This window comes from Geothermobacter hydrogeniphilus (genome assembly GCF_002898515.1).
GTDB lineage: Bacteria > Desulfobacterota > Desulfuromonadia > Desulfuromonadales > Geothermobacteraceae > Geothermobacter_A.
In genome coordinates, this window is record NZ_PPFX01000028.1 from 22,752 (window position 1) to 39,136 (window position 16,385).

The 16,385-nt window shown below is 56.9% G+C and carries 13 protein-coding genes and 1 tRNA gene; 2 read left to right on the forward strand and 12 right to left on the reverse strand.

The window, feature by feature from the left end; genetic code table 11:
* Positions 1–61 precede the first annotated feature (61 nt).
* The 7 genes from pheT to C2E25_RS11940 form a co-directional block, all read right to left on the reverse strand.
* Entirely contained in the window at positions 62–2,470 is a 2,409-nt protein-coding gene (gene pheT / locus C2E25_RS11910) for a phenylalanine--tRNA ligase subunit beta (RefSeq protein ID WP_103115956.1), read from the reverse strand.
* A 37-nt stretch (positions 2,471–2,507) separates the two neighbouring features.
* Complete coding sequence (pheS, locus tag C2E25_RS11915; RefSeq protein WP_103115957.1) at positions 2,508–3,524, reverse strand: phenylalanine--tRNA ligase subunit alpha; 1,017 nt, start codon at positions 3,522–3,524, stop codon at positions 2,508–2,510.
* Between the two features lie 375 nt (positions 3,525–3,899).
* Positions 3,900–4,256, reverse strand: a complete 357-nt coding sequence (gene rplT, locus C2E25_RS11920) for a 50S ribosomal protein L20 (protein ID WP_085008828.1) — start codon at positions 4,254–4,256, stop codon at positions 3,900–3,902.
* Positions 4,257–4,370: 114 nt separating this feature from the next.
* A complete protein-coding gene (gene rpmI / locus C2E25_RS11925; protein WP_103115958.1) occupies positions 4,371–4,568 on the reverse strand; it encodes a 50S ribosomal protein L35 in 198 nt (65 codons plus the stop codon).
* Positions 4,569–4,618: 50 nt separating this feature from the next.
* A complete protein-coding gene (gene infC, locus C2E25_RS11930) occupies positions 4,619–5,158 on the reverse strand; it encodes a translation initiation factor IF-3 (RefSeq protein WP_103115959.1) in 540 nt (179 codons plus the stop codon).
* Between the two features lie 15 nt (positions 5,159–5,173).
* Complete coding sequence (gene thrS / locus C2E25_RS11935; protein WP_103115960.1) at positions 5,174–7,090, reverse strand: threonine--tRNA ligase; 1,917 nt, start codon at positions 7,088–7,090, stop codon at positions 5,174–5,176.
* 94 nt (positions 7,091–7,184) lie between these two features.
* A tRNA-Val gene (locus C2E25_RS11940) sits at positions 7,185–7,259 on the reverse strand.
* 490 nt (positions 7,260–7,749) lie between these two features.
* Between C2E25_RS11940 and C2E25_RS11945 the strand changes: the two genes are divergently transcribed.
* The gene (locus C2E25_RS11945; protein WP_103115961.1) at positions 7,750–9,600 is read left to right on the forward strand and encodes an AMP-dependent synthetase/ligase; all 1,851 of its coding nucleotides are present in this window, start codon (positions 7,750–7,752) and stop codon (positions 9,598–9,600) included.
* An 81-nt stretch (positions 9,601–9,681) separates the two neighbouring features.
* Here the strand turns inward: C2E25_RS11945 and C2E25_RS11950 are convergent, their stop codons facing one another.
* Positions 9,682–11,055 carry an OmpP1/FadL family transporter gene (locus C2E25_RS11950; RefSeq protein WP_103115962.1) on the reverse strand — a complete coding sequence of 458 codons (1,374 nt, stop codon included), beginning with the start codon at positions 11,053–11,055 and terminating at the stop codon, positions 9,682–9,684.
* 313 nt (positions 11,056–11,368) lie between these two features.
* Here C2E25_RS11950 and C2E25_RS11955 point away from each other — a divergent pair, with 313 nt between their 5' ends.
* Entirely contained in the window at positions 11,369–13,393 is a 2,025-nt protein-coding gene (locus C2E25_RS11955; RefSeq protein WP_103115963.1) for an alpha/beta fold hydrolase, read from the forward strand.
* A 140-nt stretch (positions 13,394–13,533) separates the two neighbouring features.
* Here the strand turns inward: C2E25_RS11955 and C2E25_RS11960 are convergent, their stop codons facing one another.
* The 4 genes from C2E25_RS11960 to ribE form a co-directional block, all read right to left on the reverse strand.
* The gene (locus C2E25_RS11960) at positions 13,534–14,847 is read right to left on the reverse strand and encodes a homoserine dehydrogenase (protein WP_103115964.1); all 1,314 of its coding nucleotides are present in this window, start codon (positions 14,845–14,847) and stop codon (positions 13,534–13,536) included.
* A gap of 102 nt (positions 14,848–14,949) precedes the next feature.
* Positions 14,950–15,402, reverse strand: coding sequence for a hypothetical protein (locus tag C2E25_RS11965; RefSeq protein WP_103115965.1), 453 nt, complete (start codon positions 15,400–15,402; stop codon positions 14,950–14,952).
* Between the two features lies 1 nt (position 15,403).
* A complete protein-coding gene (gene nusB, locus C2E25_RS11970; RefSeq protein WP_103115966.1) occupies positions 15,404–15,874 on the reverse strand; it encodes a transcription antitermination factor NusB in 471 nt (156 codons plus the stop codon).
* A gap of 2 nt (positions 15,875–15,876) precedes the next feature.
* Positions 15,877–16,341: a 6,7-dimethyl-8-ribityllumazine synthase gene (ribE, locus tag C2E25_RS11975; RefSeq protein WP_103115967.1), complete on the reverse strand. Its 465-nt coding sequence runs from the start codon at positions 16,339–16,341 to the stop codon at positions 15,877–15,879.
* Positions 16,342–16,385 lie beyond the last annotated feature (44 nt).

Genomic DNA, 16,385 nt, shown 5'->3' on the forward strand with positions numbered 1-16,385 from the left:
TTTTATCAAAAAAATTAAGGGTTTAGGTAAAAAAAACGCTGAGGCCGCTATTTATCGACCTTTACCGGACCTCAGCGCCGATCTCTTTTTCCAGCAGGCGCACGATCCTAGAATGGGCCTTACTTATTTCTTCATCGGTAAAAGTCTTCTCGGAAGAGCGGTAGCGGACCCGGAAAGCGATGCTCTTCTTGCCCTCCGGCACGCCCTTGCCGCGGTAGAGATCGAACAGCCGGACCTCTTCAACAAAACGGCTGCTGCCCTTCTTGATAATCCGCAGGACATTCTCGGCCGGGACATCCTCATCGACCAGAATCGCGGTGTCGCGGAAGCTGTCGGGAAAACGGGACAGTTGTTCGAAACGAGCCTGCGGCAGATCCAGCTCCAGAAGTGTGTCGACGAAGATTTCCAGCAGAAAAACCGGGGCTTCAAAGTCATAATTTCTGGCGACCATGGGGTGCACTTCCCCCAGACGGCCAAGAAGTTTCCCCGCGGTTAATATCCGACAGGACTTGCCCGGATGAAAGTAATTTTCACCGGCATCAATCTGCCATTCGAGATCCGCATCGCCGAATCCGCGCAACACCTGTTCGGCAACACCTTTGAGATCGTAAAAATCGACATTTTCCTGGCTGTTCGCCCACCCGATCGGTTCGCGGCGCCCCGTCATGACGGCAGTGAGCATGGTGGGTTCCAGGGAACCATCCTCGGTTCGCTGGAACACCGGGCGAAGTTCAAACAACCGCTGATCGAGGGAGCGATAGGAAAAATTTCTCGCAACGGTATCCAGCACACTCGGTACCAGTGTGGTGCGCATGACCGATTGCTCCTCGGTCAGAGGATTGAGAATCTTCACCGGATGACGTCGCCGGTCGTCAGGCGACAGGGCGATTTGATCAAAAGCCGCCGGGGAGATGAAGGAATAGCTGACAATCTCGCAAAAACCGGCGGCAACCATCCGGTCCCGCAGACGACGAACCAGCAGCTGGTGTGGTTGCGGCATGGTGATCATGGCGCGACTTTCGGGCATGGTCGCGGGAATGGCGTCATAACCGTTCAGGCGCGCCACCTCCTCAACCAGGTCGATATCGCGCTCAAGGTCCGGGCGGAAACTCGGCACTCCACAGAGCAGGCCTTCACCGGTAGCGGAGGGATCGTTTTCAACGTCAATCCCGATGCCGCGCAATAATTGACCGATGGTTTCGATATCAAGGTCAATGCCGAGGGTCGCACAGGTTTTTTCCCGCGAGAGCCATATCCGGCAGGGTTTAACCGGGTTCGGATAGGCGTCAATCACGCCGGGACAGACCTGCCCGCCGGCCACTTCATTTATCAGGGCCGCCGCTCGCTCAAGAGCCACGGGCGCCATGTTGACATCCGTTCCCCGCTCGAAACGATGCGAGGATTCACTGTGAATCCCCAGGCGCTTGCTGGTACGGCGAATGGTGTTGGGAGCAAAGTAGGCACTCTCCAGCAGCACATCAACTGTATGTTCCTGGATTTCCGAATTCTGTCCCCCCATGATCCCGGCCAGGGCAACGGGACCGACGCCGTCACAAATCATCAGGTCATCAGCGGCGAGTCGGCGCTGCTGATCATCCAGGGTGGTGAAAGGATCTCCGTCTCCAGCCTTCCTGACAACAATGCGTCCCTCACGCAGCAGGTTGAAGTCGAAGGCATGCATCGGCTGACCAAGTTCCATCATCACCAAGTTGGTCACGTCGACCACATTATTGACCGATCGTTGACCGATCGCTTCGAGGCGACGCGCCAGCCAGGCAGGAGACGGCCCTATCTTGACCCCCCGAACAAGCCGCGCCAGATAGCGGGGACAATGGTCCGGCTCTTCGATGGTGACGCTGGTCTGCTCGGTAATCGGCGTTCCCGTCTCGACAACCCGCGGCTGAGGGACGCGCAGCTCACTCCCGGTCATGGCGGCGATTTCACGGGCCACGCCGAGCACGCTGAGACAATCGGGGCGATTCGGCGTCAAGCCGATTTCAAAGCGAACATCTTTGAGGTCAAGAGCTTCGAAGACCGGTGTTCCGGGAGCCAGTCCGGCAGGAAGGATCATGATGCCGTCCGACTCTTCAGACAGCCCCAGTTCTTTTTCGGAGCAGAGCATGCCCATCGAAACCAGCCCGCGGATTTTTGACTTCTTGATCTTGAAGTCGCCGGGCAACACGCTGCCGACCTGGGCGAAAGCAACCAGGTCGCCGGTCCTGTGGTTGGTGGCGCCGCAGACAACCTGAACCGTATCGCTGCCGTTATCAACCTGACAGAGAGTCAATCGATCAGCTTCAGGATGTTTTTCCACGGAAACCAGGCGTGCCACCACCACGGAATCAAGATCGGCTCCGAGGTTGTCAACAGCCTCAACTTCGAGTCCGGCCATCGTCAGACGGTGCGCGAGATCTTCAGGGGGAAGAGAAATATCGACAAACTCTTTAAGCCAGCTCAGGGTGACGATCATAATAAAGAATTTCCTTTAAATTACATCAAGCAACTTCTTAGAATTGCGACAAAAACCGAATGTCGTTTTCGAAAAAGAGACGCAGATCATTCACCCCGTATTTCAGCATCGCCAGGCGTTCAAGCCCCATGCCGAAAGCAAACCCGCTGAACGTCTCAACATCATAGTGGACGGAGCGAAAAACCTCGGGATCGATCATGCCGCTGCCAAGGATTTCCAACCAGCCGGTCTGACTGCAGACCCGGCAGCCTTTGCCGTGACAGATAACACACTCGATGTCGACTTCGGCCGAGGGTTCGGTGAAGGGAAAGAAGGAGGGACGAAACCGTACCCCGAATCCCTTGCCGAAAAACTGTTCGATGAAGGCCGTCAAGATCCCCTTGAGATCACCGAAGGTAACCCTGCGATCAACCAGAAAACCTTCAACCTGGTGAAACATCGGACTGTGAGTCAGGTCGGAGTCACGGCGGTAGACCGTGCCTGGCGCGACAACCCTGACCGGTGGTTCCAGGGCAAGCATGGTGCGGATCTGTACCGGTGAAGTATGGGTGCGCAGAACAACCTCATCGGCGATGTAAAAGGTGTCCTGCATATCCCGCGCGGGATGATCCTTGGGAATATTAAGAGCCTCGAAATTATAGAAATCCTCCTCGATTTCAGGCCCTTCAGCGACAGCAAATCCGAGAGAGGAGAAAATGGCCACGACCTCTTCGGTCACCAGGGTTATCGGGTGCCTGCTCCCCTGCCAGCCACACCTCCCCGGCAGGGTCACGTCAATCTTTTCACCGGCAATCTTTTGCGCGACCGCCTGCTCCCGCAGGAACTCCAAGCGGGCCGCGAAGGTCTCTTCGAGCCGGGTCTTCACTTCGTTCGCCAGAGCCCCCACCTGCGGACGTTCCTCAGCGGAGAGCCGGCCCATACCCTTCATGATCCGGGTCAGGGCCCCCTTCTTCCCCAGATACCTGACTCGAACATCCTGCAGGGAGGCCTCATCTGCGGCCGCAGCAGCCTGGGCAACACCTTCATCGGCAAGTTTTGCCAACTCTTCTTTCATGATCCATTTCCTTCTCTGTTCAGCCTCGAACCAGTGTTCAACTCATGCAGGACAGGACAAACACGCGATGGAACCCGGAGGGTCCCATCGCGCATATCATGTGTTTTCAACAAACCTGAATCAATTGAATGCATGTCCGGAGAACAGCTCAACTCACTGGATTCAGGTAAACCTGAATCAGTGAGCTTATCCCCGGCGAATAGCGCAACTCATTGACCTGCCTGCGCTTCCCAAAAATCACCGGCGAACCAATGGGTGCGCCTCAGATTTTTGAAAATCGCATTCAGGCCAAGCACTTGCACTCTTCATCCGGCACAAACCCACGGATTCAGGTAAAAAAAAAGATGAGGCCCGGCCTCATCTTTTTTCCGCTGCTTACTGAAGCTGGGCTCGGGCCTGTTCAACGACCGAGCTGAACCCGCTCGGGTCGGAAACAGCAAGTTCAGCGAGGATCTTGCGGTCGAGCTGAACATCAGCTTTTTTCAGACCATAGACCAGGCGACTGTAGGAAAGCCCGTTATCTCGGGCAGCCGCGTTGATGCGGGCGATCCAGAGAGCGCGAAAATCCCGCTTCCGTACCTTGCGGTCGCGGTAAGCGTAATTGAGGGCACGATCGACGGCCTCGGTTGCGCTGCGAAACAACTTGCTGCGCGCGCCGCGATAGCCCTTGGCAAGTTTAAGAATCTTGTTTCTTCTGCGTCTCGCTTTGAATCCTCTTTTGACTCTCGGCATGAAAAACTCCTTCTGTGGGTAAGATTTCGCGGATTGATTCCGCGGTGCCGGGCCGGATCTGAAGGGGGAGACAGGGGTCCCCTCAGTTCACGACCGATATCAACAACCGGTGGATCAGAGGTACGGGATCAACCGGCTGATATTTTTCGCGTCGGCGGCGGACACAAGGGCCGCCTTGCGCAGGTCACGCTTGCGCTTGGTACTCTTCTTGGTCAGGATATGGCTGGTAAAGGCCTTGTTGCGGCGGATCTTGCCGGTACCTGTTTTCCGGAACCGCTTGGCGGCGCCGCGGTTGGTTTTGATCTTGGGCATCATAAACTCCTTATAAATGGTCTTCCGCCCGCGTCGGGGCGGAAATACGGTTATTTTTTAATCGGCGCGATCACCATCGACATGAAACGCCCGGCCATGCGGGGCATCATTTCGACCTGGCCGAGATCCTTGACGTCCTGCGAAACCCGCTCCAGCAGGCGCCGCCCGAATTCGGGATGGGTCACCTCGCGGCCGCGGAACATGATGGTCACCTTGACCTTGTTGCCGGCTTCCAGGAAACGACGGGCATTTTTTACCTTGAAATTATAGTCATGCTCTTCCGTTTTCGGCCGCAGCTTGACTTCCTTGAGTTCCACCCGGGCCGTCTTCTTCTTGGCCTCGGCCGCCTTTTTGCTGGCCTGGTACTTGAACTTTCCATAGTCCATGACCCGACAGACCGGCGGATTGGAATTGGGGGACACCTCAACCAGGTCGAGACCGCGATCAGCAGCGGCCTCCAGGGCAGCACGGATGTCCAGCACGCCGAGCTGCTCGCCGTCCTCGAGCACAACGCGCACTTCGCGCGCACGAATCTGGTCATTTATGCGGGTCGTGTCCTTACTTGGGCCGTTATCTCTGAACCTGGCGATGGTGATACCTCCTGATCAATGGTATTGGCGACATTCATCATTGACGAAGTCGATAAATGCATCGGGCGTCATGGGCTCAAGACTTTTTCCGTTACGGAACCGCGGAGCAACCAGCCCGTTTTCCATTTCGCGATCTCCGACAACCAGCATGTAGGGAACCTTCTCTACCTGAGCCTCACGGATTTTAAAGCCGAGCTTTTCATTACGCAAGTCCTTTTTTACCCGAATCCCGGCATTTAACAACTGTTGATAGACCTTTTCGACATATTCGGCCTGATTGTCGGTGACATTGACGACCACAGCTTGAACAGGAGCAATCCAGAGCGGGAAATTTCCGGCATAATGTTCGATCAGCACGCCGATAAAACGTTCAATGGCGCCGAGGATGACACGGTGCACCATGACCGGGCGATGTTTTTCGCCATCTGCGCCGATATAATGCAGGTCAAACCGTTCCGGCAGGGTAAAATCACACTGAATGGTGGCACACTGCCAACGTCGGTCGAGAGCATCTTTGAGCTTGATGTCGATCTTGGGGCCGTAAAAAGCACCGTCGCCTTCGTTGATTTCGTAGGGCAGCCCGGAATCATCGAGGGCACTTATCAGGGCCGCAGTGGCAAGTTCCCAGGCCTCGTCCGAACCGATCGACTTCTCCGGGCGGGTGGAAATTTCCATCTCGTACTCGAAACCGAAAATCCCCATGACGTCACGCACGAAAGTCAGGACACCCTTGATTTCAGCATCCAGTTGCTCCGGGGTGCAGAGGATATGGGCATCATCCTGGGTAAAACCACGAACGCGCAGCAGACCATGCAGGACCCCGGACTTCTCATGCCGATGCACCAGCCCCAACTCAAAATAACGTTGGGGAAGATCCCGGTAAGAGCGGATCTTCGACTTGTAGATCAGCATGTGAGCCAGGCAGTTCATCGGCTTGATGCCGTAGCTCTGCTCATCAACCTCGGTGAAGTACATGTTTTCCCGGTAATTCTCGTAATGCCCCGAGGTCTTCCACAATTCGGTGCGCAGGATCTGCGGTCCCTGAACAATGTCATAACCACGCCGCAGATGTTCTTTGCGCTCGAAATCTTCCAGCAGGGTTCGCAGCAGCGCCCCCTTGGGGTGCCAGATCACCAGTCCGGCGCCGGCTTCCTCGCTGAAGGAGAAAAGGTCAAGTTCCCGGCCAAGCTTGCGATGATCGCGCTTGCGCGCCTCTTCGAGACGATTCAGATAGCTTCGCAGGTCTTTCTTGTTGGGAAAAGCCGTCGCGTAAAGCCGTTGCAGCATAGCGTTTTTTTCGTCGCCACGCCAATAGGCACCGGCCACGCTGGTCAGCTTGAAAGCCTTGATCAGACCGGTCGACGGCAGGTGCGGACCGCGGCAGAGATCGACAAAATCCCCCTGGCGATAAAGGGAAACGGTCGGCTGGTCCAGGTCCTCGATCAGCTGAACCTTGTAATCCTCCCCCATCGCGCGGAACAGTTCAATCGCCTCTTCACGGCTGACCACCGAACGTTCGATCGGCAGGTCCGCCCTGGCGAGTTCTTCCATCTTCTTTTCTATCAGCTCGAATTCTTCAGGCGTAAAGGTGTGCTTGTCACTGAAAAAGTCGTAATAGAAACCATTCTCGATCGCCGGGCCGATGGTCACCTGGACATCTTGTCCGAACAGCTCCTTGACCGCCTGCGCCATCAGATGAGCGGTCGAATGCCGATAAACCTCAAGCCCGTCGGCGGAATCGAGAGTCACAATCTCCAACCGGCAGTCAGCGTCGAGCGGCGTACTCAAATCGCTCAGGACTCCATCAATCCGCGCGGCAACAGATCTCCGCGCGAGACCTTCCGCAATCGAGCGGGCCACGTCCAGCGGGGTCTGCCCACGGGGTACTTCCTTGCGACTTCCATCCGGTAATTCGACCTGAACGACACTCATCTCAATTTCTCCCTTACCTGAATCCACGGATTCAGGCTATAACGAAAAAAGGCATCGAAAGATGCCTCGGTTTCGTCGGAGCCGGTGATGTAGGTGGTAGGCACGGGCGGGATTGAACCGCCGACCCCTACCGTGTCAAGGTAGTGCTCTCCCACTGAGCTACGTGCCTACATGTGCCCGTCAACGCCGGAAACTTTTAACAAATCCCGATGAAACCTGTCAAGCCTTTTCTTGTGTTTTCCATAACCGCAATCGGCGACTCAGTCCACCCCCAATTTTCTCCAGGGAATCGCCGCAGATCGCAACGGTGGCGAAAGACCGGTGATAGATTACCACAAAAGTGAACAGCCGACAGCAAATTGTCCAAGCCGACGGCTTTTACAGGTTTTTTCTTGCCAACCGACAAAGCCTTGGTTAGCTTGAACTACAACCTGAATCAGGGAACCCCTTGTCGGCGGATAGCACAAGCCATTGATCTGTCTGAGTTTCCCAATAATCACCAGCGAACCTATGGGTACGCTTCAGATTTTTGGAAACCTCATCCAGACCAAGCACTTGTACTCTCCATCCAACCGGAGCTCGCTGATTCAGGTTCAACGAAAACCAATCCCTGAATAAAGTGTGAGCCCACGGATTCAGGACGACCAAGGGAGGTTAGGGTGCAGACCATCGATCAACTGATTGCCGACAGTTGCGAGAGGCATGCCGAGCGTGTTGCTCTCCGACACAAAACAGCCGGGCAGTGGCAGTCGACCAGTTACCGCCAGCTCTGGGAGTTGGCCACCAGGGCCGCCAGCGGCCTGACAGGCAAGAAACTCAAGGTTGGCGAACACGCGGCCCTGATAGCGCCGGCGTCACCACGCTGGATCGCGGCCTATCTGGGGATCCTGCGCAGCGGCGGGGTCGCGGTGCCGATCGACAAGGAATTGAAAGCCTCGGAACTGCGCCATGTCCTCTCGGACAGTGAAGCGCGGGTGCTTTTTACCGAGCAGAGCTATCTGGAAACCATCCAGGAAATCCTCGATGACCTGCCGAAACTGGAAAAAATTATCCTGCTCGACGGCGATCCGGGAATCAGCTGCGACAACAGCCCCATTGAAGAACTGGTTGATACCTGGAAATCCCTGGTCGAACAGTTCAAGATCCCGCAAGAGGATGCTTCCCGGCTGGAAAGCATGGCCCGCAAGGCACAGCAACTGATGACCGGAGCAAGCGGCACCAGTCATCGAAGGAAAAGCGACATCGACTACTTTGCCCCGCAACGGGCCAACCTGGCCAAGCTGGTCAAATCCGGCCGCCTGATCGCTTTCGATGATCTCGAGCCCAACCGGAAACTTCCGGAGAATCCGCGTCGCGCCGAAGATACAGCTGTTATTCTCTATACCTCGGGCACCACCGGCCAATCCAAGGGGGCCATGCTCAGCCACGCCAATATAGTTTCCAACATCCAGGCAGCGGTCAAACATTTTCAGCTCGACGAAGACATGAGCACGCTCTCCTTCCTGCCCATCAACCATGTTTTCGAACAGGTCTGCGGCATTCTACTCCCCCTGTCCCTGGGCGGGCACATCTCTTTTGCTGAATCGCTCAAGAAGCTGGGAGAGAACCTGGCCGAAGTGAAACCGAGCTTCCTCCTCGGGGTGCCGGCGGTCTATCGACTGGTGCTTGATCGCATCTATCGCAAGATCAACAGCCAGCCCCTCTCGAAATTCTTGTACAGCAACACCCTGACCCGCCCCATCGTCGCCCGCAAGGTGCGCAAGTCGGTCGGCGAGAACACCACTTTCGTCAGCGGTGGTGCCGCCCTCGACCCGGACATCGCCCAGGGCTATCTCGCCCTCGGCCTTAAGCTGTTCCAGGGCTACGGCATCACCGAGACCTCCCCGGTGATCGCTGCCGAATCTCCCACGGTTCGCAAAATCGGCACCGTCGGCCATCTGTTTGAAGGCGTTCAGGTCCGTATCGATCAACCCAACTCAGAGGGTGTCGGGGAGATCGTCGTCAAGGGCCCCAATGTCATGCAGGGATATTACAAACGTCCCGAAGCTACGGCCGAAGTCCTTCAGGACGGCTGGTATCGTACCGGAGATCTCGGCAAACTCGAAGACGGCTACCTGTCGATCTGCGGCCGTTGCAAAAACCTGATCGTCACTCCGAACGGCAAAAACGTCTATCCCGAAGAAGTGGAGAACGAATTGCTGAAAAGCCCCTACATCGCCGAAGTCATGGTTTACGGGCACAAAGTCAGCCAAACCGCCGAGGAGGTTTATGCCGTCATTTTTCCTGACCAGGAACAACTTGACAACTACCAGCGGCAACAGAAGAAACCGCGCATGAGTCCTGCCGAGGTCGAAGCCCTGATCCGCGGGGAGGTTCTGAAGGCCGGGAAACAGCTGGCCGATTACAAGCGGGTGAAGAAATTCACCCTGCGGGAAGATGAATTCCCCAAGACAACAACCCGCAAAATCAAGCGCTACGTGGTTGAACCCCAGATCGAGACCAACGAATAAAAAAAACCGGACACCGCCCAAAAAACAACCCCGAGGACCAACCGGCACTCGGGGTTGTTTTTTTCTTCAGAAAGGATGGATTCAGAAACTGTAGGTCAGCTGCAAACTGGCTATATCGACCGTGTTGTCGAAGGTTCCAACCAGGTCGCCGCGGAAGAAGTTTTCACCGGTGGGATCAAGCCCGGCCCGTTTATTGATATCGGCATCCTTGACAAAAAGGTGGGTGTAGGCAAAGTCAAGCTTGAAAGCTTCATTGAGACGATAGCCGAAGCCACCTGCAAGCCAGATACGATCCTCACCCGGAATCCGCGGCGTGCGATACTCCGGGCTCGGAATCGGGGTCTGATCGTAGGCAACTCCGAAACGCAGGTCCATTTTATCATTGAGACTGTAGGTCGCGCCAAGCGACAGCCGCCAGCTGTCTTCCCAGTTTTCGGTGGTGACATTATCCTGCAGACCGTTGGCAAACACGACCCGCAACTCATCAAAGGAACTCCAGAACGTCACCGTGGCGTCGGCCATGATCGCCAACCGCGGCGTGCAGCGGTGATAGACGCTCATCGAAACGTTCGCCGGAAGACTGATGTCGGCCGAGGCATTGGTGTCGGCAAAGTTTTTCGACTTAAGCAGGGCAATCTGGGCCGCGCTCAAGTTGCCGTACTCGAACCTCGCATCCCCCTTCGCAGTGTAGTTGACCTGGGAACGGTAATGAATACCAAGGCGGGTATTTTCATCAGCCTCGTACAATATGCCGATATTGTACGTGTAGGCCCAGTCATCCGCCTCCAGAACCGAAAAACCATCATTCTGGGTCGGGATGCCGCCGGCGGCGGCCATGAGGATACTGCCGAAATCGACCGCCGAACTCAACTCGGCATCAATCTGCTGGGCACTGACGCCAAGGGCGACGCTGAAATGGTCATCAACCTTGTAGGCGACGGCAGGGTTGATATTGATGGTCTGAACATCCGATTTGACGGCGTGATAACGACCGACCCAATCCCTGTCCCACTCGGTGACCAGTCCGAAGGGAGCATTGACTCCGATACCGAAGGCCCAGGGAGTATTTTCCGGATTGTAGACATAGTACAGATTCGGGACGATGGCGTTCTCGCCGCCATCATCGGTTGAACCGGCAATGGGAACAGGCCCGGGAAGTCCGGGAATCGAGGGAAATGCCGCAGAAAAATCCGCGGTCTGTGCTTCACCGGAAAAGTCTGATCGCGGGATGATGAAATGGGTCCCGACCACCACCTGTTGTCCCTTGATGCGCGTCATCCCCGCCGGGTTGAAAAAGACCGTGGTGGCATCTTCAGCCGTGGCCGCCACACCGGCAAACGCATTACCGAGACCGGTAACACTCTGCTCAATAATCGCGAATCCGGCTGCGAAAGATGTCCCCGCTGTGATCAGGACCAGGGACAAACCCGTGATGAATACTCGCGCGAATCTCATGACACCTCCTTGGAATGAAAAAACATGGTGAGAAATCTTAGCCCTGCGGAAACTGTGTGGCAAGAATAAAAAACCGTTTTGGCTCACGATCCACCCTGAACGGGCAGATCGCGGGTCAAAGTCGCACTTGCCGCAACTCTCCCCTAAATAACGTCCTAACGTTCCTATTTTTTAACATTCTTTCCCGGAATATCAAGAAAAAGGGCAAATCATGCCATCCAGCCGCAAATCGCCGCTTGACAATGTCCTGACCGAGCGATTGAATATAAATTCTGAAACAATGTTTATTTTCCCTGAACAGAGGAGGACTAAAATGGTTGTTCACCTGAGGAACGGGTTGTTGCTGCTCGCTCTGACCCTTTCGCTGGCAGCCTGTGGCGGCGACAGCGGCAACACTCAAACCGGAAGCAATGCACTCCTGACAGAGGGCGGCACCCCGATTGTTTACGCCCAGCTTGACGCCACCACTCTCCCGCTTCCCAATGATGTCACCTGGGCCGCCGACGGCGACCCGAGGGTGGACCTGCCGCTCGCCAATGACGGCTCCGATCTCGACCAGCTCAAACAGTTGATCAATGCCCAGCCGAACCTGCTCGGCCTGTCACCCAACATGTTCCTGACCCTGCCGCTGACCGGAACGGTCGACAGTTCAACCCTCGACCTGCTGATCTTCCGCACTGACGACCCGCAACTTCCGGCCCTGCTGACCGCTTTGGCGACCGGAGATACCGCCGGCGTCGGTGCGGCACTGGCACTGATGGAGTTCCGCGACCAGACTGATTTCATCATCCAGGACGACTTCACTTCCGGCGTCATCAAGCTGTTGCCGAAGCAACCCTTCACTCCCGGTGCGGCCTACGTAGTGGTGGTCAAGAACTCACTGCTCGACAGCAACGGTTATCCGGCGGCGTCCTCCTTCACCATGACGGCGCTGAAGTCGACCACCCCGTTTGACGCCACCTCACCCTTCTTCCCCTTTGAAAACCTGCGGGCCGCCTTCAATGATGGTCCACAGCCCCTGTTCGACATCATCGCCGGGGTCACCGCCGCCAAGACCGGAGCGCCCTGGACCCGGGACGACATCCTGGTCACCTGGACCTACCACACCGCCGACTACACGCTGTCCCTCACGCCGACCACAGCCGGGGCCGAGACTGTCGATTATCCCGGCGGGGTGGCCCCCTTCTCCCAGACCACCGCTTCCCTCAAGGGGCTGAGCGCAATAACCACCAACAACAATCTGAGCTGGACCAACCCGGCGACCGGCACCGCGGAAACCGGCCCCGTCGGCATCCCGGCGGCAACCCTGCTGGCCGGCACCGGCATCCCGACCACCGACCTTGGCAACATCTACACAGGGACCTACGACAGCCCGCTGCTCGACCAGAGCGGCATGACCACCGTCACTTTCCGGCTGACGGTTCCGACAACTGCCGGCCCCTGGCCGGTGGTGCTGTTCCAGCACGGCATCACCTCCAGCAAGGACGCCGCCCTGCCGATCGCCAACAGCCTGGCCCAGGCCGGCTACGCCACCCTCGCCATTGACGCCATCTTCCACGGCGAGCGCACCACCCCGGGGGCGGCCTCGGGAGACGGATTCTTCACCACCAACCTGATCCAGGACCGGGCCAATCTCTACCAGGCGGCCATCGACCTGTGGGAAGCGGTCGATGTCATCACGGCCGGCATCGACCTGGACGGCGACACGGTTGCCGATCTGGACGCGACCAACATTCCGTTCATCGCCCATTCCCTGGGCTCAATCATCGGCTCGGTCTTCCTCTCCCAGGACACCCGGGTCAGCAAGATGGTCCTTTCCAGCCCCTCGGCCATCCTCGTCAACGTCCTGGATGAGACCTCGCTGCCGACCATGCAGGCGCTGGTCTCTTCCCTGGGGTTCACTCCCGGCACCACCGAGTACTATGTTTTCCTCGACCTGGCCCAATGGCTGCTCGATCCGACCGATGCCACCTACAACGTCATCGGCGGAAATTCAGCCGCCAACCTGATGACCCTTTACGCCTTTGGCGATCCGATTGTCTCACCGGCTTCGAGCAAGGTCTTCCTGACAAACCTCGGGCTCGATCCGGCCGCTGCCGTTATCGTCGATCCCGACTCTGTCTCCACCGGCTTTCCCGGACCGGGCGACCTTACCTCCGGAGCCTACCAGTACGGTCTGAGCGGCAAACCGGTGATTCACAGCTTCCTGCTCAGCCCGCTTTTCGATCCGGCGACCGAACCCTGGTACACCGGTTATTCCGCAACCGTCCAGGGCAACGCGACATTCGGTTCGCAGAGCCAGGTGGCCGGCTTTCTTGCCGGCGGTGGACCAGGCTAGTCATACCTGCCAGGTTCCCGAACGTTTAGCGGGAAACCTGGTTCCCTGACCTTCAAACAGGCTTTTCAGAACGACAAGGGCCCGCCATCTTCAAACGATGGCGGGCCCTTGTCGCAGACAAATGAAAGAAAAAAGATCCGTCAGTCCAGGCTGCCCTCAATCCGAATCAGGTGGCTGGGTGACTGAACGATCTGCAACTGATCGATTTCCGCCAGGGCCGCGCGCATATCCTTTTCCGCAGCTTCATGGGTCATGATGACAATCGGCACCGCGCCGTCATCACGCCGTTCGGGCTGAATCATCGAGGCGATACTGATGCGGTATTCTCCCAGCTTGCCGGAAATCGCCGCCAGCACGCCAGGTTGGTCGACCGTGGTAAATCGCAGGTAATACTGACTGCAGATATCATCCATCGATCTGAGGGGCAGATCTTGCAGCGCGTCGGGGCGACAACCATACCCATAAGAACGAGGTTCACCGTCCCCTCGTCCACTGCGGGCCAGCGACATTACATCACCGACCACGGCACTGGCGGTTGCGTTCATCCCGGCCCCGAGACCATACTGCATCACCGGACCGACAAAATCACCGGTGACCCGCACCGCGTTGAAGGCCCCGTCAACATCGGCCAGCGGATAGTGTTCCGGGATCATGGTTGGATGAACCCGTGCCTCGATGCTTCCGTTGTCATGCATCTTACCAATGGCCAGCAGCTTGATCTTATAGCCGAACTGGCGTGCGAACTGGATATCGAGACTGGATATCGAACTGATGCCCTCGGCATAAATCTGCTTGAAATCAACCCTGGTGCCGAAACAGAGACTGACCAGCAGCGCAAGTTTGTGCGCGGTGTCAATTCCTTCGATATCGAAAGTCGGATCGGCTTCAGCGTAACCGGCCTGTTGGGCATCCTTCAGAACAGCGGCAAACTCCTCCCCCTCGTTGGTCATGCGGGTCAGAATGTAGTTACAGGTGCCGTTGAGAATGCCGAAAATCGATTGAAACCGGTTGGCGCCGAGATTCTCCTTGAGCGAAGTGATAATCGGGATCCCCCCACCAACCGAAGCCTCGAACATCACCTCAACCCCTTTGTCGGCGGCCGCGGCAAAGATTTCTTCACCATGAACGGCAAGCAACGCCTTGTTTGCCGTCACCACATGCTTGCCGTTGGCAATCGCCTTGAGGACAAAACTGCGGGCGGGTTCATAACCGCCGATCAGCTCGATGACGACATCGATCTCGGGGTTGCTGAGGACCTCTTCGGCGTCCGCGGTCAACAGCCCCTCTTCGAGCTTGACACCGCGATCCGTTTCAATGTCAAGATCGGCAATTTTGAGCAGCCTGACCGGGGCTCCGAGTCGATTCCTGATCACCTCGGCGTTCTGCTGCAACAACTTGACGACACCGGTACCGATGGTGCCGAATCCGAGTAATCCTACCTTGAGTTCTTTCATTCCAGCCTCAATTGAGAGTTGTCCAAAATTCTTGCCAGGCGAACCTGGACACGTTTCAGCAAACTTGGAAAGGACGGTTTCAGGATCATCGTCCAGATCGGTTCAAAAAACCGGTCCGGTGTGATCATGCAGATAACTGTGATCGTAGGTAATCAGGCACTCCGAGACACCTGCCCCCGAAGCCGCTTCCGCCAGGGCCGGGGTCCATTGATTGCGCTTCGCCAGAGCTGCTTCCGGGGCGGCCAGGGCAATGCGTTCAAACCCGGCCCGCCGACAGACCCGCAACAATTCAGCCAGCAGCCCCCGCAAGTCCGAATCGCGCTCGGGACAACCGGCGGCCCACCCATGAAAAAGCACCCAGCGGGCGGCAACCTTGTGGTTGCTGCGCACCAGAACCGACCGGTCGATTGAAAACGAGAGGCCGTAGCCGAGCCGCCGGTTGAGCAGCCCGGCCGGACCATTTAGCATATCACGTCCGTCAAACAGGACCGCGGCCACGACATCAACCTCAAGCTGGTCAGGAGGGCAGGCAATCTCCTGGACAACGTCCGTCATATCAGATCTCGCCGGAGCGATCTTTGCCGATGCGATCAAGAATGCCGTTGATAAAACCGGGGGTTTCCCGCGTGCCGTAACGCTTACCGATTTCTATCGCTTCATTAATCGCGACACTGGTTGGAACATCAGCACAGAAAAGCAGCTCGTAGGCCCCCATGCGCAACAGGGCGAGATCGACGCGGGACATCCGGTCAAGACTCCAGTTCCGGGAACTGTCCCGTAGCCTTTCATCTATGAACGACAGCTGTTGATAGGTCCCGGAGGCGATGGCCTCGGCGAACTGGCGAACCTGTTCAGAGGGCTGCCCTTCGGCATCATCCTCGACCGTTTCCCCCAGCAAGTCGTCCCGAAATCTGAAATTGGTCCAGAACTCATCCAGAATCACGCCGATATCACGCTGCTGGTCAGGAAAACTGTAAATGATTTTGAGCGCGAGTTCCCGCCCCTGTCGCCTGATACCTTTGGTCATGGCTACAGCGACTGGCAGAGATTGACCATTTCAATGGCACAAGCCGCCGCCTCGGCACCCTTGTTTCCCGCCTTGGTCCCGGCACGTTCGACGGCCTGCTCGATGGTATCGGTCGTCAGGACGCCGAAGATGACCGGCATACCGGAATCCAGTCCGACTGAAGCGACCCCCTTGGAAACTTCGGCACTGACATAATCAAAATGAGGTGTCGCCCCCCGGATCACGGCTCCAAGGCAGACAACGGCGTCATAATGACCTGAATCGACCATTTTCCGGGCCACCAGGGGAATTTCAAAAGCACCGGGCACTTTGACAACAGTCAAATCATGCTCTTCGGCACCATGACGCCGCAGGGTGTCGACAGCGCCTTCCAGCAGGCGATCACAGATAAAACTGTTGAACCGGCTGACGATCAGACCGACCTTGATTCCCTTGGCCTGCATGGCCCCTTCAATTATTTTCGGCATAAATCCGCTCCCTCTTGATCCGACCCGGGACGCACTTCGGATCG